Origin of the sequence: Exiguobacterium sp. s160 (assembly GCF_018617575.1) — a bacterium.
Classification (GTDB): Bacteria; Bacillota; Bacilli; order Exiguobacteriales; family Exiguobacteriaceae; genus Exiguobacterium; species Exiguobacterium aestuarii_A.
Window position 1 is genome coordinate 512666 of record NZ_JACSKK010000001.1, and the last position, 26344, is coordinate 539009.

Sequence of the window (26344 nt, forward strand, 5' to 3'; positions counted from 1 at the left end):
GATTTTCGTGCCATGGAACATGAAAGACTATCCTGAATCACTGAAAAACTTCGATCCACTTGTAAAAAAGAAAGCCATTGATATTGCGAACGCATTGCTCGCACAAGGCTACTCTGAGACGAAAGCGATACCGATTGCCACTGAACAAGCGAAAAAGTGGCATGCGGATGCGTCTAAACAAGAAAAACAAGATTTTGAAGACGCCCCTAACCCGAAAAAGACAGATCAGCATTGAACGTAAACAACCGGTCGGATTACCCGACCGGTTGTTTTGCGAGATATGACGCTTTCATTTCTAGATAGAGACCTGAAATCGCCGTCTGTAAGTAGGGCGTGACAAAGATGTAAGCGAGTCCCCCAGTAAGAAGGACGAGCGCGTACCATCCGATAAAACTTGCGAATAGCTTTAACATCGTCTGTTTATGCCCTTTCATCATTAGGCGACTCTTTCGCATGGCTTGGAATGCTGATAAATCTGGTTCGTCCCGCATGATGAACGGTGTGATGCGATACGTCAAATAAAACCAGACGCCAGGCACAATTAGGAATAACATCAACACGTTCAGCCCTAAATAAAACACTGCGTAATAAATCACCGCTCGTGAATACTCTCTCAGCGAGCCGAACGCTTCAATCAATAAGCCGAACTTAGGCTTCTCATCTTTAGCGACCTGAAGAAACACCCAATTCTTCCCGAGCTCGATTGGCGCGAGAAGGACTGTCGCTCCGTACAAAAGTGCCACAGAAGTCATGAGGACTTCAGGGTCATTCGTTGATAGGTCTAGACGTGTCGTGATCATCGCCTGAATGACCATGACAGTCAAAACGACGAGTAATGATATGCCCCATTTTCCTGAGAGCATTCGAAGCGCATATTGTTTGTAAACGGAAGATTGCATGAGTTCACCTACACTTTGTATTTTCTTTCATTATAGCAAAAAAACAGTCTTTCGACTGTTTTCCGCTTTGACTCATCCACGAAGTTGTTTGAATTTATCCCCATCCAACTGTCCGTTTGTTCGTACGCCATTCCCGACGTGTACCATGTCGACGTTGAGTCGTTCCTGTAAGGATGGCAAAGTTTCTGTCGTGATGCCGGCTCCAGGCAATATAGTCATCTCTGCTTGCTCGTTCAGTCGGATCAATGTTTCGATACCTTCTAATGCAGTGTTCGCACCACCTGATGTCAATAAGATATCGATTTCTGGGAAATCATTTAAGACATCCAGCGATTCATATACATCACGCGACGCGTCGAAGGCACGATGGAACGTTAGTGCCATCTCACCTTTATGTTTGATGACTTCTCCTAAAATCCGCTCATCGATTGCCCCGTTTTTTGTCAATGCACCAAAGACGATTCCATTCACCCCGAGTTCACGACATAGACCAATGTCTGCTAGCATCGTCTCCACATCATCTTCGTTGAAATGGAACGAACGTGTATGAGGTCGAATCATGACATGTACCGGGATAGATACGTGCTCGATCACGTTCCGAATCGTCCCGAAACTTGGTGTAATCCCGCCATTTTCCATATCTGCAATCAGCTCGAGTCGATCTGCCCCGAGTTGCTCCGCCTCGATTGCTTCAGATAACGTTGTGACAATCACTTCTACTTTCATACAATCGCTCCTTTTACGGTGCGAACTTCCAGTCCACACCATGTTCGGCTAAGACGCCTTTAAATTCTTGTGGTTCCGGAAAATCTGAGATGATTGCCGTCACCTTTGAAAAGTCGCACACCCGATATCTTTTTTGTTGGTTCAACTGGGTATGGTCGGTTAATAAGAATGTCTCGCGACTTTGCGACATCACCGATTGTGTGATACTAGCGAGTCCGAAAGCATCGCACGTCAAACCAAGGGTTGAATCGACCCCTTCAACAGATAAGATGGCAAGGTCGAACATATAGGTTTGGAGTTGTGCGAGAACTTGTTCGCCTGTCGTCACGAGATGTTTCGGATCGATTGTACCACCTAACAACTGGATCTCGCCACCGAGCACACCTTTCGCCCGTTGTTCAAACAAGGCTTTGGCGACCGTTAAAGATGGCGTGACCACCGTCACGTTTCGTCCTCGTAAACGAGATGCTACTTGTTCGGCTGCAACCCCATGACCGATATAGAGTAACGTATCGTCTGGAATCAATTGAAATGCCGTATACGCGATACGGCGGATGCCATCCATGTTGGCAATGACAATCGGCTGAAAAGACATGCTCTGATGAAGAACCGCACCCCCATAAACACGCTTAATCCGATGTTCTTTCTCTAGTTCTTCTAGATAACGTCGAATCGATTCCCCTGATACATTCAATCGTTCAATCAATTCGCTCGTCTTCACTTTACCTTCTCGTTCGATCCACTCGACAATTTTTTGTTTACGTTCTTCACCGATTAAAGACACGTCCCTGCCTCCTCCACTAAAATCTTTCCTTTTCTAGTGTAACGAACGCATGTAAATTTAACGTAAATTGAAAGTAAAGAACGAGCAAATCCAACATGATTTTGCTTCTTTTTTATGTAAATCAACAACAATGCACAAAAAAGTGCGTCTTGGCCGGACGCACCTGAAAGAAATTAAGATTTATTCTTGTTTTGAAAAAGTGGCACTTTTGGTTCTTTCCCTGCCCGTATTCGTTGCCAGTTCGTACGATGTTTAATGATGATAAACAAGGCGAGTGGAACGATGACAATGAGAGGTAACCAATCTTTTGTCAATACACTGTACGTCGTTGCCGTCACGAGACCTACTGCAGCGGCAGCCATCGAGGAGAGGGATACCATCCGTGAAATGAGAAGTGTCACAATAAACGTGCCGACGACGACAAAGAAGAACCACGGAAACGCTGCTAGAAGTACGCCGCCGCTCGTCGCGACCGATTTTCCACCTTTAAACTTCGCAAAAATCGGGTAAGAATGTCCAATGACTGCCGGAATTCCAGCAAGAAGCAGACTCATCTCACTTCCGAATAATAGAGGTAGTAGTGCAGCGACTAGTCCTTTCCCCATGTCACCAAGTAAAACAAGAATTCCCGCTTTTTTTCCGAGAACTCGAAACGTATTCGTCGTACCTAAGTTACCACTCCCATGTTCGCGAACGTCTACTCGATAGCCGAGCTTGCCGATGATGAGCGCAAACGGAATCGCACCGAGTAAATAACTTAAAATGATAATGATGATTTCTGTCATATATGGCATCGCAATTCCCCTTACTTCATATATTCCTCAATATATCGGTCATACGGCTGATTCAATGCGTGCACTTCTTTCGCATGTTCAGTGCCGATATAACGTAAGTGCCACGGTTCATACATATAGCCGGTCTCTTTCTCAAACGCTTTTTGATAGCGAATGATAAAGCCATACTCGTGAGCATGTTCTGCCAGCCATTTTCCTTCAACCGTTTCACCAAGGCTTTGTGTGAGTTGATAATTGACAGAAGCACTCGAGACGTCGATTGCAAGACCCGTCTGATGTTCAGAGTGTCCGGGTGGAGCAGAATATTTCATCGCTTGTTCCTTACCATCCCGCTCAACGTAAGAATTAAATAGCGTCACCTGATAACCGTATGAACGAAACGCACTCGTCCCTTTCAAATCAATGCCAGACGCTTTTGCGTCACTCATCAATTCTTCGATTGCACGTGCCGCCTCTTTTCGCATCATCCGACGCTCACCGACAGTCGAGTCGACGAAATCGATGTTGGCCTCAACTAAGTCGCTCGGCTGATAATTAGCCGGCAATGCAATTTGCTTGTTTACAAGAATCAATTCTTCTAACTCCAAGTTTGCCACCCCATCGACTTCAATCGGTTGAACAGGAGTAGTCGGCTCTTCTGTTGCTGGCGGTGTCGGCTCAGCTGGTTGTTCTTCGACTTCCGGTTCAGACTCCGTTGTTTCTTCGTCTGTTGGTGACTCGGTTTCCACTTCCTGATCCGTGGTCGGTTCGTTTGGTTCTGATTGTGGTTCATCTATTGTTGATGACTGTGTCGTTGGTTCTTTCGGTTCAACTTGCTCGTTTGTCGTACAACCGGCTAACATGAACGTCAAGGCGCCGCAAACCATCAAGACTGATGGATAACGCATGCGATTTTCCCCTTTCTAGATAACAAAAAGTACCGTCAAGATATGATACCATACTGACGGTACGAAGACAGAAGATTCTTAGACAGGATTCATGACGTTCATGTACATGTCATGCCATTTCGGGAACTCTCGATCGAGACGAATCGGTTTGAAATCTCCTCGTTTGACCACAACATGAGTCGTCTTGGCTGTTCCTACGAGCTCACCATCTTGGTTCGTCAACTCATACCCATAAATCGTTCTGATCTTTGAGTATTGGTCGACCCATACGCGCACATGAACCGTATCGCCAAACGTTACGCTTCGCTTGTAATCCATCGATACGTTCGTCACCGGCGAAACGAAACCTGCTTCTTCCATGTCTTTGTATTCGACACCGAGCTGACGTAACAGTTCGGTGCGAGCAATCTCTAGATAAACTAAATAGTTGGCATGATAGACGATTCCCATCATGTCCGTTTCTTGATATCTAACTGGGATTTGAATCGTATGCATTGAATCATCCTTCTTTCCTACTACTAGTGTATTATAGTTTACTCTTAATATCTACTACTAATAATTGTTGGAGAGATGTCTCGTTTTCTTCCTCCGACATGAGTCGATACGATTGACGAGCGATTGACTCATCGATGACAGACAAGGCAGTCCGTGCATTCGCGTTATTGATTTCACTTAATCGAATCGATAACGCTTCGAATGCTTGTTCGTCCAACTCGTATCCAAATTGGTTCGCATAGTTCACAGCAATCTCGACTAGCTGTTCTTGCGAATAATCTTCAAAATGAATCGTACGTTTCATGCGACTGCTTAGTCCAGGATTCGATTCAATCAACCGTCTCATCGGACCTTCATACCCCGCAAGGACGACAACAAGGTTTTCGCCATGTTTCGGCATTTCATCGACAAGTGTATCGATTGCCTCTCGACCGTAATCATTCGCTCCTCCATTCAGGCTGTATGCCTCGTCAATGAGTAATACGCCACCGAGTGCATCACGAATCGCCGCCTTCGTTTTTTGTGCGGTCTGTCCCACATAGCCACTGACCAAATCCGCTCGACTGACAACGTTGACGTGTCCACGCTTCAAATAGCCTGTACGCTTCAACATTTGAGCATACAGATATGCAAAAGTTGTCTTACCCGTTCCACTATTCCCCGTGAGTGTCATATGAAGTTGGACGGGTGCCGTCTTCAGACCGAGCGCTTTTCGTCTCTTTTGGATGTTCACGAGTGCTTCAATCTCTGCCAATTGAGCTTTGGCATCTTCCATACCGACAAGGTCGTCCAACGATGTTGGACTCGCATCTTCTTCGGGTTGATCAAAGTCTTCTTCGGTCAAAAGCGCCATCTCGTCTAGAGGGGCATCTGCACCGAAACGAGATCCTTTTTTAAACATCGCATCGAGTAAGATGTTATGAACCGTTCGCGCATTCCCGAACGTCGAATCGACACGTTCACGGTCGATCCGTGTCAGAAGTGACCGTTTTGCTTCCTCCGTCAACACATAATTATTTTCCTGTGCCACTTTTTCACCGATAGCGACTAATTCCTCATCCCGATAGTTTGGCAACTCGTAATGATTCGATTCTGGGAATCGTGAGCGTAAACCAGGGTTCGCAAGTAGGAAATGACGCATCTCTTCTGGATAACCAGCCAAGATGACGACAAACTTCCCGGCATATTCGCCGCTCGTCATCGCTGCGACGAGCGTGTCGATTGCAGCTTGCCCATAGTCACTTCCGCTTGCATCTTGACGTTTTAGTGCATATGCCTCATCGATGAACAGGACGCCACCTTCTGCTTCTTTGACTTTATTCATCACTTGTTCTTCCGTTTGTCCGACATATGCGCCGACTAGGCTTGAGCGATCCGCTTCGACGAGGTCCGGTCGACTGAGCAGGCCGAGTTCAAAATAAATCTCTGCCATGAGTCGAGCAAGCGTCGTTTTCCCGGTACCTGGATTACCCGTAAAAACGAGATGAAGGGAAGGTTGATGCTTCGATGAAAACCCTGCTTTTTCTCGTTCTTTCTGGAAGAGCAGGAAGCGATACCATGCTTTCACACGGTCTTTGATGTCATCTAGACCAATCATTTCCTCAAGTGATTCGATGGCGCTCGAACGTGTCTCCGTTTTACGTTCCGGCAGCAACTGACAGATTGCATCGAGTCGCTCTTTGACGAGCACAACGCGTTCACCGAAGCGACGAAACGCTTCTCGACTGAAGTAGTTCCCTTGCATCGATGCGAGTAAAGATGCCGTATCATCCTCTAACGATGCGACTTCCTGCATCGCCTCGATGATTGCCTCGAATATCTTCTCGAGTTGTCCCCGCCATTCTGAGTCCCGCAAATCAGACTTGGCCGCCTCCACTTCATCGTGAAGTCGGTCGAGTTGGTCAAGTAGTGCAGATGTTTTTGACTCATATTCCGTCAAAATTTGTACCTTCATTGAGGCGTAATCTGCTTCGCGAAGTGTCGGCCAATCGATTTGAAGCGCTTGTTTTGAACGACGCAATTGCTCGTTCAATTGAAACAGACGTAATTCCGGAGGTAACGCATTCATCGACTCTAATTCTTTCACCCAGCGGTTCAATAACGGGTCCATCGACTCCTTCTGCTCGAGTCGATATGTAGCAAGCAATGTCAATGAACGAATCAATTCTTCTTCATGCCCAGTCGCACGTGACCAGTGCGCATAAGATAAAAGCGCCGCCTCATTAATCTTTTCTCCAGCTTCCCAGTTCGTCAAATCCGTTTGAACTTGTTCAACTTGAATTTGTTTCATTCTGTTCTCCCTTTCAGACGACAAGGGAGCCGACATGTTGTCTGCTCCCCATCGGATTATCTTGATTCAAAAGATGTCATTCGAATCGAATGGAACAACTTTCCGTTATTCCGCGATTCTGCCGCAAGCAAAATCCGTTCATTCGCATCGACATAATATGTGACTGTCTCTTTATTATCTTCTTCACTAAAAATAGATGGATAGTTTTGAACCCATTCTTCAGGAACCGTTTCAGCCGCTTCAGACTTCACATAAGCTTGCGCTGTTCGACCGACTAAATCTGTCTCGCCCTCACTTGACCCGAGTGTGCCATCGTCTAGCCATTTACGAATCTGTTCATTCGTGGCGCGGGATAGGAATGGATGCGGTGCAACCGCTCCGGAATTGGTCTCTTGACGCAAGACCTCTTCTCCATCTGGATTAAACTCCAAATACGTTTCTCCATCCCACTCTGCTTTTGCACCCACGTTTGGTCCCATAACGACTTCTGAGATAAAATGTCCGTTTTCATCATACGTGACAAGGTACTCTCGTTCTTCGAGTGTTTCCCCTTCTTTCGGAAGTTTACGCTCTTGATACCCAATCACGACATTTGAGTAGAACGGTTCAACCTGTTCTTCCTCTTCACCATTCAGATTCATGAGTACGTAAAAATTATAAGCGAGTAATGCCCCGACAATGAGGATGCCGGCCAAAATGACCCAGCTCAACCGTTTTTTTATCTGTTGTTTCATAGCCTATCCTCCTCGTTTCTTCACTTACTATCCTACACTAGCTAAGAGGACAAGCAAAATATTTTTAACCGAAAAAAGGGTCTCATACGAGACCCCTCTAAATTATCCTAATTGATCTTCATCTTTCTTCTGTGCTTCGAGCCACTTATCTCGCTCGTCAGGTTCATCGGCCAAGTCTTTGAACAAGGCGACAATCATAAAGACGAGAACGAAGATGAATGGGAAGGCTGCGAGGATCGCAACAGCTTGCAGGGCATCCAACCCACCAGCGTAAAGAAGCACGGCAGCGATAGATGATTGGATTACACCCCATGTCATTTTAATGCCCATCGGCGGGACAAGCTTCCCGTTCGAAGTGAGCATACCGAGTACATATGTCGCTGAGTCAGCAGACGTGATAAAAAATGTCGAGATTAGGAAGATCGCGACAATACTGAGTACTGTCCCAAAACCACCAAACGTCTCGAATAATGCGAACAGCCCGACTTCTGTACCGATTTCGTTCACTTGTCCAATCAAGTCGTATCCACCGAACAAGTCAGCCCAGATAGCTGAGCCACCGAAGACGGAGAACCATAAGAGTCCGAACGATGTTGGGACGAGTAAAATCCCGATAATAAATTCACGAATCGTGCGGCCTTTAGATACGCGTGCGATGAACGTTCCGACGAATGGTGACCACGAGATCCACCATGCCCAATAGAAGATCGTCCAGCCGTTGATCCACTCACGTTCAACCGGTTCGAACGCGGCCGTACGGAAACTCATACCAGGAAGTTGTTGCAAGTACGTCCCTACCGTTTGTGTGAACAAGTCGAAGATGAACGCAGTCGGTCCAGCGAACATTGTCGCGACAAGTAAGACGATTGCCAAGAAAATGTTCGTGTTACTTAAAATGCGAATCCCTTTTTCAAGACCCGTTGAAGCACTGATCATGTAAAGTACCGTTACGACAGCAATGATGATCAACTGTGTCACGAAGGCGTTCGGTACCCCAGGGATGAGATAATGAAGGCCACCGGCAATCTGTTGAGCACCAAAACCGAGTGAAGTCGCTACCCCGAATGCCGTCGCAATGACCGCAAGAATATCGACCGTTTGTTTCACAGGTTGTTCGTAGCGGTTATGGACAAGCGAACCGATTGTCTCCCCAATCGTAGCAGGGCGCCCTTTTCTAAACGTTGAGTATGCGATTGCGAGTGCGATCATGGCATAAATCGCCCAAGGGTGGAAGCCCCAGTGGAAGAAGGCATAACGCATCGCAGTACGCGCGTCTCCTTCAGGTGTCAAAGCAGAGAACGGTGGTGAATGAAAATGAAGAAGCGGCTCTGCTGCTCCCCAGAAGATGAGTCCGATCCCCATCCCGGCACTGAATAACATGGCGAACCATGACAAGTAACTAAATTCAGGTCGGTCCGAATCTTTCCCGAGACGAATCGATCCATAGCGAGAAAAGATTAAAAAGATAGCGACAAGTAAGAAGCCGGTCGCACTTAACAGGTAGAACCAGCCCATCCCGTTTGAGAGCCAGCCTTGTAACGTGCTGGTTACATTTAATAGACTAGCATTTCCTAAAATGCTTTCGGGAAATAATCCCCAGATTGTGAATAAGCCAGTTATGATTGCAGAAATGACAAACACAGGCGTCACACGGCTTTTCCGTTCCATAAAATCACTCCTATTTAATTTTCTATTTTCATATACGTTCCCCACCCTAACATACTTTTTAAACAAGTCTCAACCCCAACTGTCCATAAATGTGTCATTTACTGAAAAATAGATAGGTGTCTTGTCAAGAAGTTGTTTCTTTCGGTTCAAGTGAGACAATCAACGTCTCATCCACCACATAGTAAGGTCTTTTTGGTAGCGTCTTTAGGTAACCCCCCTCTCGAAGACGTGTCAAATCTAGTTGTAGTGCATTCTCAAATTTTCGCAGTGGCAATTTTTTCTCTTGATCCATATACAAGTCTAGGGCACGCTGTACTTGGTCCATCTCATAGATAACATCACGCTCTTCTTCCGGAACGATATGAAACGTCTCTTTCGACATATAGAAACGCTGTTTTGGGATTCCGGACAAATGATGCTTCAATCGTTTTGTGTCAATCTCTTGTGTGTCATCTAGTAGGACGGTACGATTTACGCCTTTTGGCAACGTCTGTTCATACTCGTGAATCGCATGTCGCAATTCAGGTAACGTGATATCGATTTCTCGATCAGGCTCCACCTCTTTTTGCTGTGTCAGCCGCTTCCACCAACTCTTACTCTTCTTCGCTTCTTGCTCCATAAGCATACCCCTCCCTGTCTTCCTGTTCCCGATTCTTTTAAAACTTTCACCATAAAATCGCATATTCATGAAAAAAACCTTCCTTTTTTCAAAGGAAGGTTCAATAAGCCGTGGCTTATTTAAGTTTGTTACGGAGAACCATTTGTAAGATTCCACCGTGACGGTAGTAATCAATTTCAACTTCAGAGTCGAAACGTGCGATGACTTTGAATTCTGTCACCGTTCCGTTTTCATGTGTCGCTTTTGCGTTCAAGATATCGCGTGGACGTACAGACTCATCGACTTGGATATCGATTGCTTCCTCACCAGTCAATCCGAGTGACTCTGCTGATTCACCATCTAAGAATTGAAGTGGAAGTACACCCATCATAACAAGGTTTGAACGGTGAATCCGCTCGAAACTTTGTGCGATGACTGCACGGATGCCAAGGAGGTTTGTCCCTTTCGCAGCCCAGTCACGAGACGACCCCATTCCGTAGTCGTTTCCAGCAAGGACGACAAGTCCAGTACCTTGTTCTTTATACTTCATCGCAGCATCGTACATCGGCATGATCTCACCTGTTGGCCAGTAAGTCGTGAATCCACCTTCTGTACCTGGTGCGACTTGGTTGCGGATACGAATGTTGGCGAACGTACCACGCATCATGACTTCATGGTTACCACGGCGTGAACCGTAAGAGTTGAAGTCAATTGGCTCTACCCCTTTAGAAAGGAGGTATTGACCAGCTGGTGTCGTCTTCGAGAATGATCCCGCTGGCGAGATGTGGTCAGTCGTGACCGAATCCGCAAACTTCCCGATGACGCGTAAGCCATTCAATGCATGAACTTCGCCCGCTTCTGGTTCGAGTTGTTCGAAGAACGGTGGGTTTTGGATGTATGTCGACTCATCTGAGAAGTCATACAAGTTACCTTCTGGAACGTCTAGCGCGTTCCAACGCTCGTTACCAGTGAAGACCGTTTCGTATTCTTTACGGAACGCTTCTGGTGACACGACGTCTTGTACGACCATCTTGATTTCATCGTTTGATGGCCAGATGTCTTTGAAGTACACTTCATTTCCATCTTTGTCCGTACCGAACGAATCGTTCATGATGTCGAAGTTGACTGACCCTGCGAGTGCGTAAGCGACGACAAGTGGTGGTGACGCCAAGAAGTTCGCTTTCACAAGTGGGTGAACACGTCCTTCAAAGTTACGGTTCCCAGAAAGGACAGAAGATACGAGCAAGTCGTTCTCCGTGATTGTTTCTTCGACTTCACGGTCAAGTGGACCCGAGTTTCCGATACATGTCGTACAACCGTAACCGACCGTGTTGAAGCCGAGTTCATCCAAGTAAGAAGTCAAGCCAGCTTTGTCAAGATAATCTGTTACGACTTTCGAACCTGGTGCGAGTGATGTCTTCACGTATTTCGGAACAGTCAAGCCGCGTTCTACCGCTTTCTTCGCAACGAGTCCGGCACCGACCATAACGTAAGGGTTCGACGTGTTCGTACAGCTTGTGATGGCAGCAATCGCGACATCTCCTGTACTCATGTCGACGGCACCATCTTCATAGTTGACCGTCGCCTTCTTCTCGAGTTCAGAACGGTCAAGTCCAAAGCCGCTGTTCCCTGCAGGAGCGCTCAAGCTATCGATGAACGATGTTTGAACGTCTGAGAGGTTGATTCGGTCTTGTGGACGTTTTGGACCTGCTAGTGAAGGTTCAACTTTTGACAAGTCGAGCGTCAACACTTTCGTGAATGTTGGATCAGCTTGGTCTGGCGTGTAGAAGAGATCGTTCGCTTTTGAGTATTCTTCAACGAGTGAGATCAATTCTTCAGAGCGTCCAGTTGTACGCATGTAGTTCAATGTTTCCGTATCGACTGGGAAGAATCCACATGTCGCGCCATATTCTGGCGCCATGTTTGCGATTGTTGCACGGTCAGAAAGCGGCATCGTGTGAAGCGACGGTCCGAAGAATTCAACGAATTTCCCTACTACTTTTTCATGACGGAGCATCTCTGTTACGACGAGTGCTACGTCTGTCGCTGTTACACCAGGGTTGACTTCACCGATGATTTTGACACCGACGACTTCTGGCACTGGGAAGTACGATGGTTGACCGAGCATACTTGCTTCCGCTTCGATTCCTCCAACGCCCCATCCAAGAACACCGAGTCCGTTGATCATCGTTGTGTGCGAATCCGTTCCGACGAGTGAATCTGGATAAGCCACAGTACCTGATGCATCGTTTTTCTCGAGGACGACAGATGCCAAGTACTCTAAGTTTACTTGGTGAACAATCCCCGTTGCAGGTGGTACGGCACGATAGTTGTCAAACGCCGTCTGAGCCCAACGTAAGAACTTATAACGCTCTTCGTTACGTTCGAATTCAATGTCCATGTTTTTCATCAATGCGCCAGCGAAACCGTACGCATCTACTTGAACAGAGTGGTCAACGACGAGGTCGACAGGGATTTCTGGGTTGATTTTGTTCGGGTCTCCACCGAGGTCCGCCATCGCTTTACGAAGTGAAGCAAGGTCTACGACCGTCGGTACACCCGTGAAGTCTTGAAGTACAACGCGTGCCGGCTTGAACGGTACGTCAATGTCTTTCGAGACGTCGGCAGTACCCCATTTTGCCAAGTTCTCGACATGTTCTTTTGTAATCGCGCGACCGTCTTGTTGACGGAGTACCGATTCGAGAAGTACGCGAATCGAATAAGGTAAACGGCTGATGTTCGTTAACCCTTCTTCTTCTAACTTTTTCAATCGATAAAAATCATACGATTGCCCGTTCGCCTCGAACGATGTCCGAGATGCGAACGCGTCTAAAACATTCGTCTGTTCCATTGCAATTTCCCCCTTTTTGAAAGCGCCGACCACACGACAATGCGTAATCGCTTACTTTTCACATATTTATCATAATACAAGTATAGCGTGACGTAAAATACATTCCGTCACAAATTAGTCATAAGTAAAACTTATCAATTCACTGAAAAAGGGATAAACGACAAAAAACACCTCAAAACTGAGGTGTTTGCACATTATTCTTCTGTTCCAATCTCTTCGTTGACATCTAAAGCCTCAACGAGAGTCAAATCGTCCGCATGACGTTCAGCGAACCGCTCATACGTGAACTCGTTCGCGAACAGGAAGACCGGACGTTCCCAGCGGTCAGTGACAAGCATGTTCCGTGAGTCTTGGAAAGGTTTCAACGCTTTCAATTCTTTATCTTTTACCCAACGTGCAACGCTGTATGATACAGGTTCCATTCGGATGTCTACGCCATACTCATTGTTCAAACGATATTCAAACACTTCAAACTGGAGTTGACCGACCGCACCGAGATAAATCTCATTGTATTCGTTGCGATAAACTTGAATCGCCCCTTCTTGCGCGAGTTGCTCAACGCCTTTGTGGAAGTGTTTCGACTTGAGCGAGTTGACTGGTGATACTCGCATAAACAACTCAGGTGGGAAAGTTGGCAATGCTTCAAAGGCAATCTTTTGCTTCGATGTCGTGATCGTATCCCCGATTTGATACGTACCTGAATCATAGATCCCGATGACATCTCCTGCGAACGCTTGGTCAACCGTCTCACGATCGTTGGCCATGAGCTGCGTAGACTGGCTCAATTTGATTTTCTTACCGGTCCGCGTGAGTGTGACGTCCATCCCTCGCTCGAACACCCCTGAACAGATTCGGACGAATGCGATGCGGTCACGGTGCGCCGGGTTCATGTTCGCTTGAATCTTAAAGACGAACCCACTGAAATCTTCTGATGTCGGATTGATTGGACCGACGTTCGATTTACGCGCTTCTGGAGCTGGAGACATCTCCAAATAATGATTCAAGAACGCAGTCACACCAAAGTCAACGAGCGCCGTTCCGAAGAATACGGGCGTCAATTTACCGCTTTGGATTGCTTCCACATCAATCTCATTCCCTGCTCCGTCGAGTAGGTCGATTTCATCGCGAAGATTCGTCAAGTTCTCTTCAGAAAGATGGTCAGCGAGCACCGGGTCGTTTACCCCGTCCTCACTTAGTTGAAGGGTCGACTTGTCTCCACGGAACAAATGAACTTCATTTTTCATTCGGTCATAAACACCTTCGAACTGCATCCCGCTGCCGATTGGCCATGTGATGGCAACTGAAGGCATGCCGAGCACTTCCTCAAGTTCTTCCATCAATTCAAGCGGGTCTTTTGCCTGACGATCCAACTTGTTCATGAATGTAAAAATTGGAATACCGCGCATACGACAAACTTGGAATAGCTTCTTCGTCTGCGTCTCGATCCCTTTCGCGGCATCGATGACCATGACCGCGCTGTCGACAGATGTCAATACGCGATACGTATCCTCACCGAAATCGTTGTGACCAGGTGTATCCATGATCGACACGACTTTGTCTTGATAGATGAATTGCATGACAGACGATGTAACCGAGATTCCACGTTGTTTCTCAATTTCCATCCAGTCTGACTTGGCGTGCTTTGAATTTTTACGCGCTTTGACGGTACCCGCTTCACGAATTGCACCACCGTGCAAAAGTAACTTCTCTGTTAATGTTGTCTTACCCGCATCCGGGTGAGAGATGATGCCGAATATTCGGCGTCTCTCGACTTCTTGTTTCAATTGGCTCATATACGATAGACCTTTCCTTTCTCGACTCACTTCATGCTTATTCTCGTAGCAACGCTATCTATTCTAACGAAATCGATTGAGTTCGTCTATCCTAACGAGACGTACGCCTTTTGCAAATGGATTCTTTTTTGTATACTAACGATGACAGTAAGTGAATGTATAGAACGGGGGAAAGACGATGCCAGAAAACTTGATGATGTATTTCATTGTATTCTGGGGATTCGTCATGATTGGACTCATGACGATTGGCGGGTACTTCATGTTTCGTAAGTTTTTAAAACGAATGCCGAAAGAAGATGGGCGTTCCCTTTTAGACATTGAGGATGATTATATAGAGAGAACACGTCACTTATGGACGCCGGAAACGCGAACCCTGTTAGATCGACTCGTTTCACCGGTTCCAGAACTATTTCGGGACGTCGCCATCCGAAAAATTGCAGGCAAGATCGGTCAGTTCGCCCTCGAATCTCGTGCTAAGAAGATGACGACCGAACTCGTTGTAAAAGGATATATTGCCGCAACGCCGAAGCGAGACCACAAATTCCTTAAAAAAGCGCTAGCCGAAGAACAAATCGACTGGACACCTTACGAACACTATTTTCAGCAGTAAACTCTTTCCATCCAGGTTAGAGTTTTTTTTGTCGAATTGTGCATTTTGCCTATTGGGCCGAAAGTACCTTTTCTTCCGTTTTTAATTATATAGACATAATGTTCAATATTTAGACAATATTGAAAACGCTTACAATAAATTGGTATGACCAATATTACAATAATGTTAGTGAATTCGACATGAAAAAAAGGCATGACTCCTCTCATTTTCCCATCGCATAATGGATTTATCTTACAGCTTAGGAGGGGTTTTATGCATGACGTGACACAAGTTACCCAAACGACCAGTAGTCATTCCGCTCAGTCAATCACAGAACACGAGACGTTCCACCAACTGATGCGTGAAAAAAATCGTTTTATCGTTCCCGCTATCATCTTCTCACTTATTTTCTATTTCACGCTCCCTGTTTTGACCAGTTACACAACGATCTTGAATACACAAATTGTCGGTGACATCACTTGGGCTTGGGCGTTCGCCTTCTCCCAGTTTATTATGACGTGGACACTATGCGTGCTCTATAGTCGTCGGGCCCAGCGCTTTGATGCACTCGTGAGACAATTGAAGGAAGAGGTGAAATCATGAACTGGACAGCAATTGCCCTCTTTACCGCCATTGTCGGTCTCACCCTTGTCATTACATATTTCGCCGCTAGAAAAACGAAAACCGCCAGTGATTTCTACACGGCTGATGGTGGGTTGACTGGCTTCCAAAACGGTCTCGCGATTGCAGGGGACTATATGTCTGCCGCCTCCTTCTTAGGCATTGCAGGCATGATCGCACTCGCTGGATTTGATGGCTTTTTCTATTCCATCGGCTTCCTCGTTGCCTATCTCGTTGTCCTCTATCTCGTCGCGGAGCCGCTCCGCAATCTTGGGAAGTATACGATGGCCGACATGATTGCCGCTCGCTTCAATAAGCCACGCGTGCGTGGTGTCGCAGCGATGAATGCCATCGTCATCTCTATTTTTTATATGATTGCCCAGCTTGTCGGTGCCGGTGCATTGATTGAACTATTGCTCGGCATCCCGTATACGACAAGTGTCGTTGTCGTCGGGATATTGATGACAGTCTACGTCGTATTCGGTGGGATGACGGCGACTTCATGGGTACAAATCACAAAAGCCGTCTTGTTGATGATTGGGACAGCCATCATTTCCTTCCTCGTCTTTGCACGATTCGATTTCTCGATCATGACGATGTTCAATGAAGTGAGTAAAGCCACACCGCTTGGTAGTGACTTCTTGAACCCAGGTAACAAATTCAAGCTCCCGCTCGATACGATTTCGTTAAATATGGCGCTCGTCCTCGGTACGGCTGGTCTTCCACACATCTTGATTCGCTTCTTTACCGTCAAAGATGCACCTACGGCAAGACAGTCGGTTGTGTATGCAACGTGGATCATTGGAGCGTTCTACATTTTGACAATCTTCTTAGGTTTCGGGGCAGCAGCATTTGTCGGACGAGACGCCATTCTCGCCGCAAACCCTGCAGGTAACATGGCGGCTCCTCTCCTTGCGCAAGTACTCGGTGGTGACCTCTTATTCGCCTTCGTGGCAGCCATCGCATTCGCGACCATTCTAGCGGTCGTCGCCGGGCTCGTCTTGTCAGCCGCATCTGCTTTCGCTCATGACTTCTATGGTCACATTATCCGGAAAGGGGAAGCGACAGAGAAGGAACAAGTAAAAGCCGCCCGAATCGCTTCTGTGGCCGTCGCTCTCGTCTCGATGGGACTTGCGTTCTTCGCTCAATCGATGAACGTAGCGTTTCTCGTTTCACTCGCTTTTGCTGTTGCGGCAAGTGCGAACTTACCTGTCATTCTCTTCACGATTTTCTGGAGACGTTTTAACACAGGTGGTGCAATCTGGGGAATGGTCGTCGGTTTGTTCTCTTCATTAATCTTGGTCGCACTCAGTCCGAACCTTTGGGCACCGGACGGATCAGCCATTTTCATTGGAGAAGCACTCTTCCCACTCTCGAACCCAGGAATCGTCTCAATCCCACTCGGCTTTCTTGCAGCTATCATTGGTACGCTCGTCACGAAGTCCGACGAAGCCGCCGGAAACTACGAACGGATTCTCGTCAAATCAAACACGGGAATCGATTCGGAGACGGAAGTGGCTGTCACAAAAGAATCGTAATCAAAAATGGAGCGGCCATGAGCCACTCCATTTTTTACGTGATTGCAATTCGTTTATACTTTTGATACATCGCGATTCGCCATGGGACGATCATCCCCCAGGCAATCAAGTAGAACAATCCACCTGTTGAGAAGATATCGACTTCATGACCGACCCAAACTTTCATTGCCGTACGAATCGCAAGTAACGCGAACACGACGATAAAAAATGCTTTTGAGCGTGACAAGTATACTTCTCCGTCCCGTTTTTCGAAGTTTGACGTTTTGATGAGGAACAGACTAAAGATTAGCCCGACCGCTAACGCCTCAAGTACTTCGACCCACGATAAACGAAATGCGGGAATCAAGAACTGAATCATCCCGGTCGTCATCGCAAGTGGTGGAATTAAGATTTTTTTTGCATTCGTCGGTTTCGCTGATGCTTTCACACGCACGAAACTCGCCACGATACCCATCAATAACGCAACGAGAGTCGACCCCCATAACATTGACATCTCGGTCAACCCCTTAAAATCCGGTGAATCCGACAAGTTCGCTCATCCAAGCAGCGAAGCGGTTCATCCCGTCAAAATATAATAATACGCCGAATGCCATCATCAGATAGCCCCCGACTTTTGCAACTTTCGCACTGTTTCGTGCTAAGTACTTGATCTTGCCTACAAACGCGACCATCACCAAGAACGGAATCGCAAAACCGATGACATACGCCAACATGTAACCGAGACCTTGGCTCGGATTGGTTGCCGCAAGTGCAATTACACCTGCTAAAATCGGACCCGTACACGGCGTCCATCCCGCAGCAAAACCAACTCCGATTAATACAGTTCCGAAATAGCCACTCTTTCGTTCACCAATGTCCATTTTCTTTTCGCGCATCATAAATTGCGGTTGCCATAGACCGGCCAAAAAGACGCCGAACACGAAAATTAAAATGGCGCCGAACATCCGCAAACTATCTTTATACTGGATGAAGACGTCTGCAATTAACGAAGTCGATAATCCAAGCACAAGAAAGACAATCGAAAAGCCGAACAAGAACGAAAACGTGTGGAACCAAGCTGTACGCTGTTTCAATCCTTCATTTTTTAATTCAGATACGGAAACCCCTGTAATATACGAGAGAAACACTGGATATAACGGGAGCGTACATGGTGACAAAAACGATAAGACGCCCGCCCCAAATGCGAGCCATAATGTGACTTCCATGACGATTTCCACCTTTCACGACCATTATAGCGAAAACCTATTTAAATTGCTCGAATCTTTTCTTTCAGAACGAAACATCATTTTGTAATTTTTGAAATGGAAATGAAACTTGTCATCTGTAAACGTAGGTGCTAAGATTTGGATATTCTAGTTCGCAAAATTCTAATTTACATGATGGGGGAACGAACGTGGCAGTCACCGCAGCAGATACACTACACCAGGCCATTGAACAGAAACGTGATGAACTGTATAAAATCGCGTCAAAGCACACTTGGACCTCACCAGAAGTCATTCTGGCCAGTCAAGAACTTGACTCTCTCATTACTCGTCATGTCCTATCAAAGCATAAAAAAGATCAGCATTCAAATTGACCTTGATGGCTCGTCACTTTCCGTGGCGAGCTTTTTTCCATGGAAAAAGGACACCCCAATAGGTATCCCTTCCAATTCAAGACATCAGACGTTGTCCAGACTGTAATTCATACATTTTTTTGTACAGACCGTTTTGCTTCAATAACTGTTGATGATTCCCACGCTCCACGATTTCTCCTCGATGCAGTACTAAAATCAAGTCAGCATCTTGAATCGTTGAAAGCCGGTGAGCGATGGCAATCGTTGTACGACCACGGCGCATACGGTCGAGCGCCGTCTGTACGCGTTCTTCTGTCTCCGTATCAATCGAACTCGTCGCCTCGTCGAGAATGAGTACTTTCGGATTACGGGCGACCGTTCGCGCAAATGCGAGCAATTGTCGCTCACCGCTCGAAAATGTCGCGCCACGCTCTCCGACAACATGACCGTACCCGGCATCTAACTTCTCGATGAACGTGTGTGCCTGGACAAACTCAGCGGCTTCACGGGCACGTTCTGAATCGATATTTGGATTGAATAACTTTAAATTTTCTTCAATCGTTCCAGTGAATAGAAACGGATCTTGTAGCACCAATCCGACTTGTTGACGAAGCTCTTGCTCTTCAAATTGTTCGAGTGGCTGTCCGTCAATGGTGATGTGACCCGAGCCATATGGATAAAAGCGGGTCAACAAGTTGATAATCGAACTCTTCCCACTACCCGTATGGCCTACGAGCGCGACCGTCTCACCAGGTTTTGCAACGAATGAGATTTGCTTCAACACATCGACTTCCCCGTCATAGCTGAACGTCACGTTCTCAAACCGCACTTCACCTTCTGTAATCTCTGCCTCGCCTGGCATTTGCTTTCCTGGTGCCGGCTCGTCTGTATCCAAGATTTTAAAGACACGGTCTGCCGATACGACAGCTTGTTGGAATTCACTCAATCGCTGCATAATATCGAGAACTGGTCGGAAGATTCGTTCGATATAGCTGATGAACGCGTAGACGACCCCGACTTGTACTTGTTCACTCATCGAGAGCACCCCGTAATATCCGAGTAGACCGATGATTGAGAAAGCAAGAAGGAGCTCGATGATTGGGCGTAGCAACATACTGTCGAGCTTTAAGTTTCGATATCGTGCCTCTTGATGCGCCTCATTCGTCTCTTCAAACTGACGGATGAGCCGCTCCTCTTGACGAAACTGTTGGATGATCCCCATGCCGTTGATCGATTCATTCAACTGGGCGTTGAGCTGCGACAACAGGTCCCTCACTTGCGCAAAATATTTTGTCGAGAAACGACGATATGCCCAAATGATGAGCCAGAAGAGTGGCAATAAGACAAGTCCCATCGTCGCAAGCGGAGGTTCTAATATGTATAGGAAAATATACGTCCCAATCAATTGAACAGCCGACTGGACGAACGTACTCATCACACCGACATACAGTTCTTTGACCGCCTCGGTATCATTCGTAATCCGTGACACAAGGACGCCCGCTGGTGTTCGGTCGAAATAGGCGAGCCGCATCCCCATGACGTGACGGAAAATATCCATTCGTATGTTTTGAACAATCTTCAACGCAATCTTTTGAAACGAAATCGACTGCAGATAATCAAACACGATTGCGGATACATGAAGAACCATATAGACCGCGAAGAGTGCGATGACCCAGTTCGTCGGGTAGACACCTGGCGTGACGAACTCATCGATGAACACTTTGATTAAAAACGGACCGGCCAATTTGGCACCTGTCGCAATCAACAGGAAGACGAAAGCGATACTGAGCGACTTCCCGTATCGTGTTGCATAACTGAGTAGCCGTTTGATGACCTGCCATTCTTGAACATCATGCTTCATCGTGTCCACCCCCTTCTACAATCGCCTCAAGTTGTTGACGATCATACGTCTCTCGGTACCAACCCGTCTCTTGCAGCAATGCATCATGACGCCCACGTTGGACGATTTTGCCGTCTTCAATCACGAGGATCTCATCTGCATGTTCGACAGCAGAGAGTCGATGCGCCACAATCACCCGTGCCTGTTCAGGGTTTCCGACACGGAAATGTTCGATGATCGACTCTTCCGTCTTCGCATCGACGGCAGATAACGCGTCATCCAAAATCAGGACGTCCGCTTCAGTCATGAGCGCACGCGCGATGGAAATCCGTTGTTTCTGTCCACCTGACAACGTCACACCGCGTTCCCCGACAAGCGTCGCGTATCCTTCCGGTAGCCGGATGATATCCTCATGCACTTCAGCGACTTTAGCCGCCTCGATGATTTCTTCCATGCTCGCATCGGGTCTTCCGAAAGCGATATTGTTCGCAATCGAATCGGAGAACAAGAAATGATCTTGTGGCACGACGGCAACTTTGTCCATCAATAACGATTTTTTCACTTGGCGAATATTGATGCCTCCGATTTTAATCTTTCCGTCTTTTACATCATACTCACGGGTCAACAGACGGACAATCGTCGTCTTACCCGCACCTGTCCTGCCGACAATTCCAATCGTCTTTCCGCGCTCAATCCGAAAATGGACATCACGGAGTACAACGGTTTCGTCATAGGCGAAGTGCCGCACATCGACTTCCACTTCTGAATGTGCAAGTGTCGTCGCGGCCATCCGGTCATCTTGAATCTCCGGTTTGACGGCGAGCATTCGCTCGATTCGGTCATACGATGCTCGTCCACGTTCGACAATGTTGAATAACCATCCGAACGCCAGCATCGGCCACGTCAACAACGCTAAATAGGCTGTGAAGCTAACGATTTGTCCGATCGTCAATTCACCTTGTTCAATCAAGACGGCGCCATACCCGACCGAGAGGATGTAGGACAAGCCAACAATCCCGAAGATGGTCGGATCATATAGAGCATCAATTTTGGCGACTCGTACGTTTTTTGCCATGACCTCACTCGATAAGTTCTCAAACGAGTCCACGTCTCGGTCGACTTCCCCGGTCGATTTCAAGACACGAACCCCACTGACACTCTCTTGCACTTTGTCATTCAATTCTGAAAATGCTGCTTGGGCGACGCCAAAGCGGCTATGTAACATCTTCCCATACCGCGTCGTCAGAGCGACCATGATCGGCAGAGGGAGTAAAGCAACGAGTGTAAGCTTCCAACTGATCGTCGTGATCATCGTAATGATGACGAACGTTCCAAGCGTTACGCTATCGACGAGTGTCAATATCCCCGCCCCTGCCGTCATCGATACGGCCTGCACATCATTCGTCGCGTGGGCCATCAGGTCGCCAACACGTGACTTTTTGTAAAATCGTTGATCGAGATCGGTAAAGTGCCGATACAGTTGGCTACGTAACATTCTCCCTAGTCGAATCGAAGCGCCGAAGATGAAATAGCGCCAAAAGAAGCGGGCAACATAATTCCCAATCCCGACTGCTGCGAGACCCCCGAGTAACATCCAGAGCGTATTTGACGAGAGTGAACCACGGTTGATTTCATCGACGATTCGACCAATGATACGCGGTGGAATCAATTCTAGCCCTGCCACGAATATGAGTAAGACGATGCCGAGTGCATACGTCTTCCATTCGAGACGCAAAAACCAAGACAATTGTTTAAATACACGAATATGAAACGCCCCCTTTGTCTTTATATGAAGATTATTCATTAATCGTAGCGAAAGTTTGTTCGATTGTCTAACAAAAAGAGGAAACAAAAAAAGCACTTCGGATACCGAAGTGCTCTCGTGATTGATTATGATTTCTTTTCGTTTTTCATCTGCACGTTCATGGCGCGCATCACTTGGTTAACTTTCTTCTGTGATGGCTTTTGACCCATTTGCATCATCAACGTACGAATCATATCTTCATTGATTGGCGGGTTCTGTTCAAGGTAGTTCATCATGTATTTACGCGCGATAAAGAATCCGATCGCGATACCCCCGATGAGTGCTGCCACGACAAGAAGAATCCAGAATAATGTACTCAAGGCTTTACCTCCTCTACCATATGAAACATCGTTTTTTACTATACACTAAATTGACCAACTTCGCTAGTCGTCCAGAAGAAAAGTGACGACCAAACAAATGGTCGTCACGAGATTTTCGAATTCGATTAAAGTGATTTTACTGCATTGACGACGTTGTCGACTGACATGCCGTATTCTTTCATGAGGAGGTCCCCAGGTGCAGATGCTCCGAACTTGTCGATTCCGAGTACTTTTCCACCGAATCCTACATATTTATACCATCCAAGTGTCGCACCTGCTTCAAGTGATACACGCTTCGTGATTGAAGATGGAAGGACAGACTCTTTATACTCAGCAGATTGCGCTTCAAAGAGTTCCCATGATGGCATCGATACGACTGCCGCATTCACGCCTTCAGCCGCAAGTTGCTCACGCGCTTCAACGAGAACGTGTACTTCAGAACCCGTACCGAGCAAGAGGACATCTGCATCTTTCGATTCACCTGCAACGACGTATGCTCCTTTTGCTGCCGTTTCAACCGATGTGCCTTCGAGCTCTGGTAACGCTTGACGTGTCAAGACGAGAAGTGAAGGTGTCGTTTTCGATGTTACCGCTTGTTTCCAAGCAGCGATTGTTTCTTTCCCGTCTGCCGGACGAAGAACAGAGAGGTTCGGCATCGCGCGGAAACTCATCAAATGTTCAACTGGCTCGTGTGTTGGGCCATCTTCACCAACTGCAATTGAGTCGTGCGTCAAGATGAACGTTGACGGAAGTCCCATGAGTGCAGCAAGACGAACTGCCGGGCGAAGGTAATCCGAGAAGACGAAGAATGTCGCACCGTAAGGAAGGACGCCGCCGTGAAGTGCCATTCCGTTTACAGCTGCTGCCATTGCGAACTCACGTACACCAAACCAGATGTTACGTCCAGCTGGATCTTCATCGAAGTCCACTGCACCTTTAATCATCGAGTTGTTTGACCCGGCAAGGTCAGCAGATCCACCGAAGAGAGTCGGTACAGCTTTTGCGATTGCGTTTAGGACTTCACCGCTCGTTTGACGTGTTGCTTTTTTCGAACCGATTTCGAATGTTGGCAACTCGCTGTCCCAACCTTCAGGAAGTTCGTTATTCATTGCACGCTCGAATTGTGCACCGAGTTCTGGATGTGCCGCTTTGTACGCTTCTACGAGTTCGTTCCAGTCTGACTCATATTTCGCGCCAGGCTCGACAACTTTCTCGTTGAATAAGTCATATACTTCGTTTGGTACGTAGAATGACTCGCCTTCCCATTTATAGAACTGTTTCGTCAATTCGATTTCAGCATCTCCAAGTGGAGCACCGTGTGACGCAGATTTACCTGATTTGTTCGGTGAACCGAATCCGATAACCGTTTTCACTTCGATCAATGTCGGTTTTGACGTTTCAGCTTTCGCCGCATCGATTGCTTTTGCGATTGAATCGATATCTGTTCCGTCTTCGACACGAATGACTTGCCATCCGTACGCGTTGAAACGATCTTCTACGCTTTCAGAGAACGACTTGTGAAGATCGCCATCGAGTGAGATATCGTTTGAATCGTAAAGAACGACAAGTTTACCGAGCTTCAAGTGACCAGCGAGTGATGCCGCTTCTGCCGAGACACCTTCCATTAAGTCACCGTCTCCGCAAATCCCGAACGTATAGTGGTCAACGACGTTGAACTCGTCGCGGTTGTAAGTCGCTTCTAAGTGCTTCTCTGCCATGGCCATCCCGACAGCCATTGCAATCCCTTGTCCAAGTGGTCCCGTCGTCGCATCGACACCAGCCGTATGACGGTATTCTGGGTGACCAGGAGTCTTCGAGTCCATTTGACGGAATGATTTAAGGTCGTCCATCGACAAATCATATCCAGACAAGTGAAGGAGCGAATATAAGAGCATCGATCCATGACCTGCCGAAAGAACGAAACGGTCACGGTTGAACCAGTTTGGGTTTTTCGGGTTGTGACGCATTTTGTCTGTCCAAAGTGTAAACGCCATAGGTGCAGCACCCATCGGCATCCCTGGGTGACCAGAGTTCGCTTTTTGGACCGCATCAATTGAGAGCGTCCGGATCGAGTTAATCGCTAATAATTCTTTAGTAGTTGTTTCCACTAATTTCATCCTCTCTGTGTTAAGAAGGTTTTCTACCCGTCATATTTTATCACACTCATTCGTGTGTCACAACTAATTAATTAGTATAACACATTGAGTGAAATCGTTTCCTTCAATTGCCTTAAAAGAACAGCAATCCGTTCGTCTGATGACCGTTCGTGTATAACAAAAATGCACATCCTATACGAAATAGGATGTGCATTCAGCATCACTCGCCACGATAGCGTTTTTGATCTTCTTTCAACTTCTCTGGTGTGACGTCGTTTCCTTCTGGATCGACGACCTTCATCCCCATCATTTGCGATTTGAACGATTGACGGAACGCCTTCAAATATTCTTGGCGTAAATCTTGTTGTTCGTTCATCTCATCTTGAGACAGTCCTTCTGTCTTCGCTTTGTTGGCGAGGAAATTGATTCGCTCCAATTGTCCTGGTGCTAACATCTGACTCGCCCCCTCTCTAGTGAATTTGTTCTTATACTTTACAAAATCAGAGAGGAAGAATCAAGTTTCAGCTACTGACTGGTGCTCGAGATACCGTCGATTGACGGTCGCTTTCGACACTTCATAACCGAATCCACGGAGTGTTGCCGCAATCTCAGCAAACGTCAACCCGCGCTCGCGCAGTTGGATAATCTCCTCAATCGGCACTTCGATTCGGTGTCGCCCACCTTGATCGTTGTTTTGAATATTGCGCTGTGGGTTGAATCCGTTGGCGACGGCACGGCGCATCCCACGAGAAATTTTAGCGTTGTGAATTTTACGTTGATACTCTTCCACAACACTGACAATTTCTAATACCATTTTTTCGGCATCAGAAACGACATAGTCCGACGTTGATTGCATCGTCAGCAACCGAACGTCATGCTTCATCAATGTGTGCAAGATGGCAATCTTGGCATTTCCTCGTCCCAGACGACTGTCGTCCGTGACAAGTACGGCATCCAAATCAGACATCGACACATGGTCAAGCAAATCAAGGAGCCCCTGTCGATTCACTTCATATCCACTCTCTTGCTCCGTGATGATCTCTATGACTTCTGCCCCTAGTTGCGAAGCCAGATGCTGTAATTCATCGACTTGCCGACTGAGTGATGTCTCTTGGGTTGACTTGTTCGTCGATACCCGACAATAGATGACGACTCGCATCGCATCACTCCCTTTCATCGCATTCATTCCTTACGATACACAGTTCAAGAACGGTTCGCAATGATCAACAATCACTCAGCGGCATACCATTTTGTTTTTCGTTCATTATGCTCTTCTCGCTCTGCCATAATTTGCGCTTCGAGTGATTCCGCTTGGGCATAAGCGACTTCTTCTTCAATCGTACGTTCCGTAGTGACGACCGGTTCGACTACCGCCGGTTCCCCTCGCATCTCCCCTGCCAAATAAAAAGCGAACATCCCGACCAAGAGCATCCCGACTAAAATGATTCCGTTAAGTGTATCT

26 protein-coding genes are annotated in these 26344 nt (G+C 47.0%); 5 read left to right on the forward strand and 21 right to left on the reverse strand.

Annotated features, from left to right (window positions below; translation table 11 throughout):
- The first annotated feature begins 7 nt into the window (after positions 1 to 7).
- Positions 8 to 235, forward strand: coding sequence for a DUF2188 domain-containing protein (locus tag KNO86_RS02655; RefSeq protein ID WP_214692661.1), 228 nt, complete (start codon positions 8 to 10; stop codon positions 233 to 235).
- Between the two features lie 19 nt (positions 236 to 254).
- Here the strand turns inward: KNO86_RS02655 and KNO86_RS02660 are convergent, their stop codons facing one another.
- The 12 genes from KNO86_RS02660 to KNO86_RS02715 all read right to left on the reverse strand — a co-directional run bounded on the left by KNO86_RS02660 (position 255) and on the right by KNO86_RS02715 (position 14519).
- Positions 255 to 899, reverse strand: a complete 645-nt coding sequence (locus KNO86_RS02660) for a DUF975 family protein (protein ID WP_214692668.1) — start codon at positions 897 to 899, stop codon at positions 255 to 257.
- 72 nt (positions 900 to 971) lie between these two features.
- Positions 972 to 1625, reverse strand: a complete 654-nt coding sequence (locus KNO86_RS02665) for a copper homeostasis protein CutC (protein WP_214692670.1) — start codon at positions 1623 to 1625, stop codon at positions 972 to 974.
- 13 nt (positions 1626 to 1638) lie between these two features.
- Positions 1639 to 2409, reverse strand: coding sequence for a DeoR/GlpR family DNA-binding transcription regulator (locus tag KNO86_RS02670; protein WP_214692672.1), 771 nt, complete (start codon positions 2407 to 2409; stop codon positions 1639 to 1641).
- A gap of 173 nt (positions 2410 to 2582) precedes the next feature.
- Positions 2583 to 3203 carry a glycerol-3-phosphate 1-O-acyltransferase PlsY gene (gene plsY / locus KNO86_RS02675; RefSeq protein ID WP_483297451.1) on the reverse strand — a complete coding sequence of 207 codons (621 nt, stop codon included), beginning with the start codon at positions 3201 to 3203 and terminating at the stop codon, positions 2583 to 2585.
- A gap of 11 nt (positions 3204 to 3214) precedes the next feature.
- Positions 3215 to 4090: a M15 family metallopeptidase gene (locus KNO86_RS02680; protein WP_214692674.1), complete on the reverse strand. Its 876-nt coding sequence runs from the start codon at positions 4088 to 4090 to the stop codon at positions 3215 to 3217.
- 78 nt (positions 4091 to 4168) lie between these two features.
- The gene (locus KNO86_RS02685) at positions 4169 to 4585 is read right to left on the reverse strand and encodes an acyl-CoA thioesterase (RefSeq protein ID WP_074033186.1); all 417 of its coding nucleotides are present in this window, start codon (positions 4583 to 4585) and stop codon (positions 4169 to 4171) included.
- A 31-nt stretch (positions 4586 to 4616) separates the two neighbouring features.
- Positions 4617 to 6875: an AAA family ATPase gene (locus tag KNO86_RS02690; protein WP_214692676.1), complete on the reverse strand. Its 2259-nt coding sequence runs from the start codon at positions 6873 to 6875 to the stop codon at positions 4617 to 4619.
- Between the two features lie 56 nt (positions 6876 to 6931).
- Positions 6932 to 7609, reverse strand: a complete 678-nt coding sequence (locus tag KNO86_RS02695) for a hypothetical protein (RefSeq protein WP_214692678.1) — start codon at positions 7607 to 7609, stop codon at positions 6932 to 6934.
- A gap of 102 nt (positions 7610 to 7711) precedes the next feature.
- Positions 7712 to 9277, reverse strand: a complete 1566-nt coding sequence (locus KNO86_RS02700) for a BCCT family transporter (protein ID WP_214692680.1) — start codon at positions 9275 to 9277, stop codon at positions 7712 to 7714.
- A 124-nt stretch (positions 9278 to 9401) separates the two neighbouring features.
- The gene (locus KNO86_RS02705; RefSeq protein WP_214692682.1) at positions 9402 to 9896 is read right to left on the reverse strand and encodes a DUF3939 domain-containing protein; all 495 of its coding nucleotides are present in this window, start codon (positions 9894 to 9896) and stop codon (positions 9402 to 9404) included.
- A gap of 115 nt (positions 9897 to 10011) precedes the next feature.
- On the reverse strand, positions 10012 to 12726 hold the full coding sequence (gene acnA, locus KNO86_RS02710) for an aconitate hydratase AcnA (RefSeq protein ID WP_214692684.1): 2715 nt from the start codon (positions 12724 to 12726) through the stop codon (positions 10012 to 10014).
- 194 nt (positions 12727 to 12920) lie between these two features.
- Positions 12921 to 14519: a peptide chain release factor 3 gene (locus tag KNO86_RS02715; RefSeq protein ID WP_074033192.1), complete on the reverse strand. Its 1599-nt coding sequence runs from the start codon at positions 14517 to 14519 to the stop codon at positions 12921 to 12923.
- A gap of 178 nt (positions 14520 to 14697) precedes the next feature.
- Between KNO86_RS02715 and KNO86_RS02720 the strand changes: the two genes are divergently transcribed.
- The 3 genes from KNO86_RS02720 (at position 14698) to KNO86_RS02730 (ending at position 17267) form a co-directional block, all read left to right on the forward strand.
- Complete coding sequence (locus KNO86_RS02720; protein WP_074033193.1) at positions 14698 to 15129, forward strand: DUF2621 domain-containing protein; 432 nt, start codon at positions 14698 to 14700, stop codon at positions 15127 to 15129.
- 252 nt (positions 15130 to 15381) lie between these two features.
- Positions 15382 to 15711 carry a DUF485 domain-containing protein gene (locus KNO86_RS02725; protein ID WP_214692686.1) on the forward strand — a complete coding sequence of 110 codons (330 nt, stop codon included), beginning with the start codon at positions 15382 to 15384 and terminating at the stop codon, positions 15709 to 15711.
- Positions 15708 to 17267, forward strand: coding sequence for a solute symporter family protein (locus KNO86_RS02730; RefSeq protein ID WP_214692692.1), 1560 nt, complete (start codon positions 15708 to 15710; stop codon positions 17265 to 17267). The genes KNO86_RS02725 and KNO86_RS02730 overlap by 4 nt, the downstream gene beginning before the upstream one ends.
- A gap of 34 nt (positions 17268 to 17301) precedes the next feature.
- Here the strand turns inward: KNO86_RS02730 and KNO86_RS02735 are convergent, their stop codons facing one another.
- Both KNO86_RS02735 and KNO86_RS02740 read right to left on the reverse strand, forming a co-directional pair.
- Positions 17302 to 17754, reverse strand: a complete 453-nt coding sequence (locus KNO86_RS02735; protein WP_074033875.1) for a CcdC family protein — start codon at positions 17752 to 17754, stop codon at positions 17302 to 17304.
- 19 nt (positions 17755 to 17773) lie between these two features.
- Positions 17774 to 18472 (reverse strand): cytochrome c biogenesis CcdA family protein, encoded by a 699-nt coding sequence (locus KNO86_RS02740; RefSeq protein WP_214692694.1) that lies wholly within the window; start codon positions 18470 to 18472, stop codon positions 17774 to 17776.
- A 188-nt stretch (positions 18473 to 18660) separates the two neighbouring features.
- On the opposite strand from KNO86_RS02740, the gene KNO86_RS02745 reads away from it, so the two are divergent.
- The gene (locus KNO86_RS02745; protein WP_214692696.1) at positions 18661 to 18843 is read left to right on the forward strand and encodes an aspartyl-phosphate phosphatase Spo0E family protein; all 183 of its coding nucleotides are present in this window, start codon (positions 18661 to 18663) and stop codon (positions 18841 to 18843) included.
- Positions 18844 to 18919: 76 nt separating this feature from the next.
- Here the strand turns inward: KNO86_RS02745 and KNO86_RS02750 are convergent, their stop codons facing one another.
- The 7 genes from KNO86_RS02750 to KNO86_RS02780 all read right to left on the reverse strand — a co-directional run.
- A complete protein-coding gene (locus KNO86_RS02750; protein ID WP_214692703.1) occupies positions 18920 to 20683 on the reverse strand; it encodes an ABC transporter ATP-binding protein in 1764 nt (587 codons plus the stop codon).
- The gene (locus tag KNO86_RS02755; RefSeq protein WP_214693979.1) at positions 20673 to 22427 is read right to left on the reverse strand and encodes an ABC transporter transmembrane domain-containing protein; all 1755 of its coding nucleotides are present in this window, start codon (positions 22425 to 22427) and stop codon (positions 20673 to 20675) included. The genes KNO86_RS02750 and KNO86_RS02755 overlap by 11 nt, the downstream gene beginning before the upstream one ends.
- A 125-nt stretch (positions 22428 to 22552) precedes the next feature.
- The gene (locus KNO86_RS02760; protein ID WP_012726454.1) at positions 22553 to 22786 is read right to left on the reverse strand and encodes a YneF family protein; all 234 of its coding nucleotides are present in this window, start codon (positions 22784 to 22786) and stop codon (positions 22553 to 22555) included.
- A gap of 125 nt (positions 22787 to 22911) precedes the next feature.
- The gene (tkt, locus tag KNO86_RS02765) at positions 22912 to 24903 is read right to left on the reverse strand and encodes a transketolase (RefSeq protein WP_214692706.1); all 1992 of its coding nucleotides are present in this window, start codon (positions 24901 to 24903) and stop codon (positions 22912 to 22914) included.
- A 199-nt stretch (positions 24904 to 25102) separates the two neighbouring features.
- Positions 25103 to 25336 carry a DUF896 domain-containing protein gene (locus tag KNO86_RS02770; RefSeq protein WP_074033199.1) on the reverse strand — a complete coding sequence of 78 codons (234 nt, stop codon included), beginning with the start codon at positions 25334 to 25336 and terminating at the stop codon, positions 25103 to 25105.
- A 60-nt stretch (positions 25337 to 25396) separates the two neighbouring features.
- Positions 25397 to 26041, reverse strand: coding sequence for a YneB family resolvase-like protein (locus tag KNO86_RS02775; RefSeq protein WP_074033881.1), 645 nt, complete (start codon positions 26039 to 26041; stop codon positions 25397 to 25399).
- A 71-nt stretch (positions 26042 to 26112) separates the two neighbouring features.
- On the reverse strand, positions 26113 to 26344 hold a 232-nt coding region (locus KNO86_RS02780), incomplete at its 5' end, for a hypothetical protein (RefSeq protein WP_214692708.1).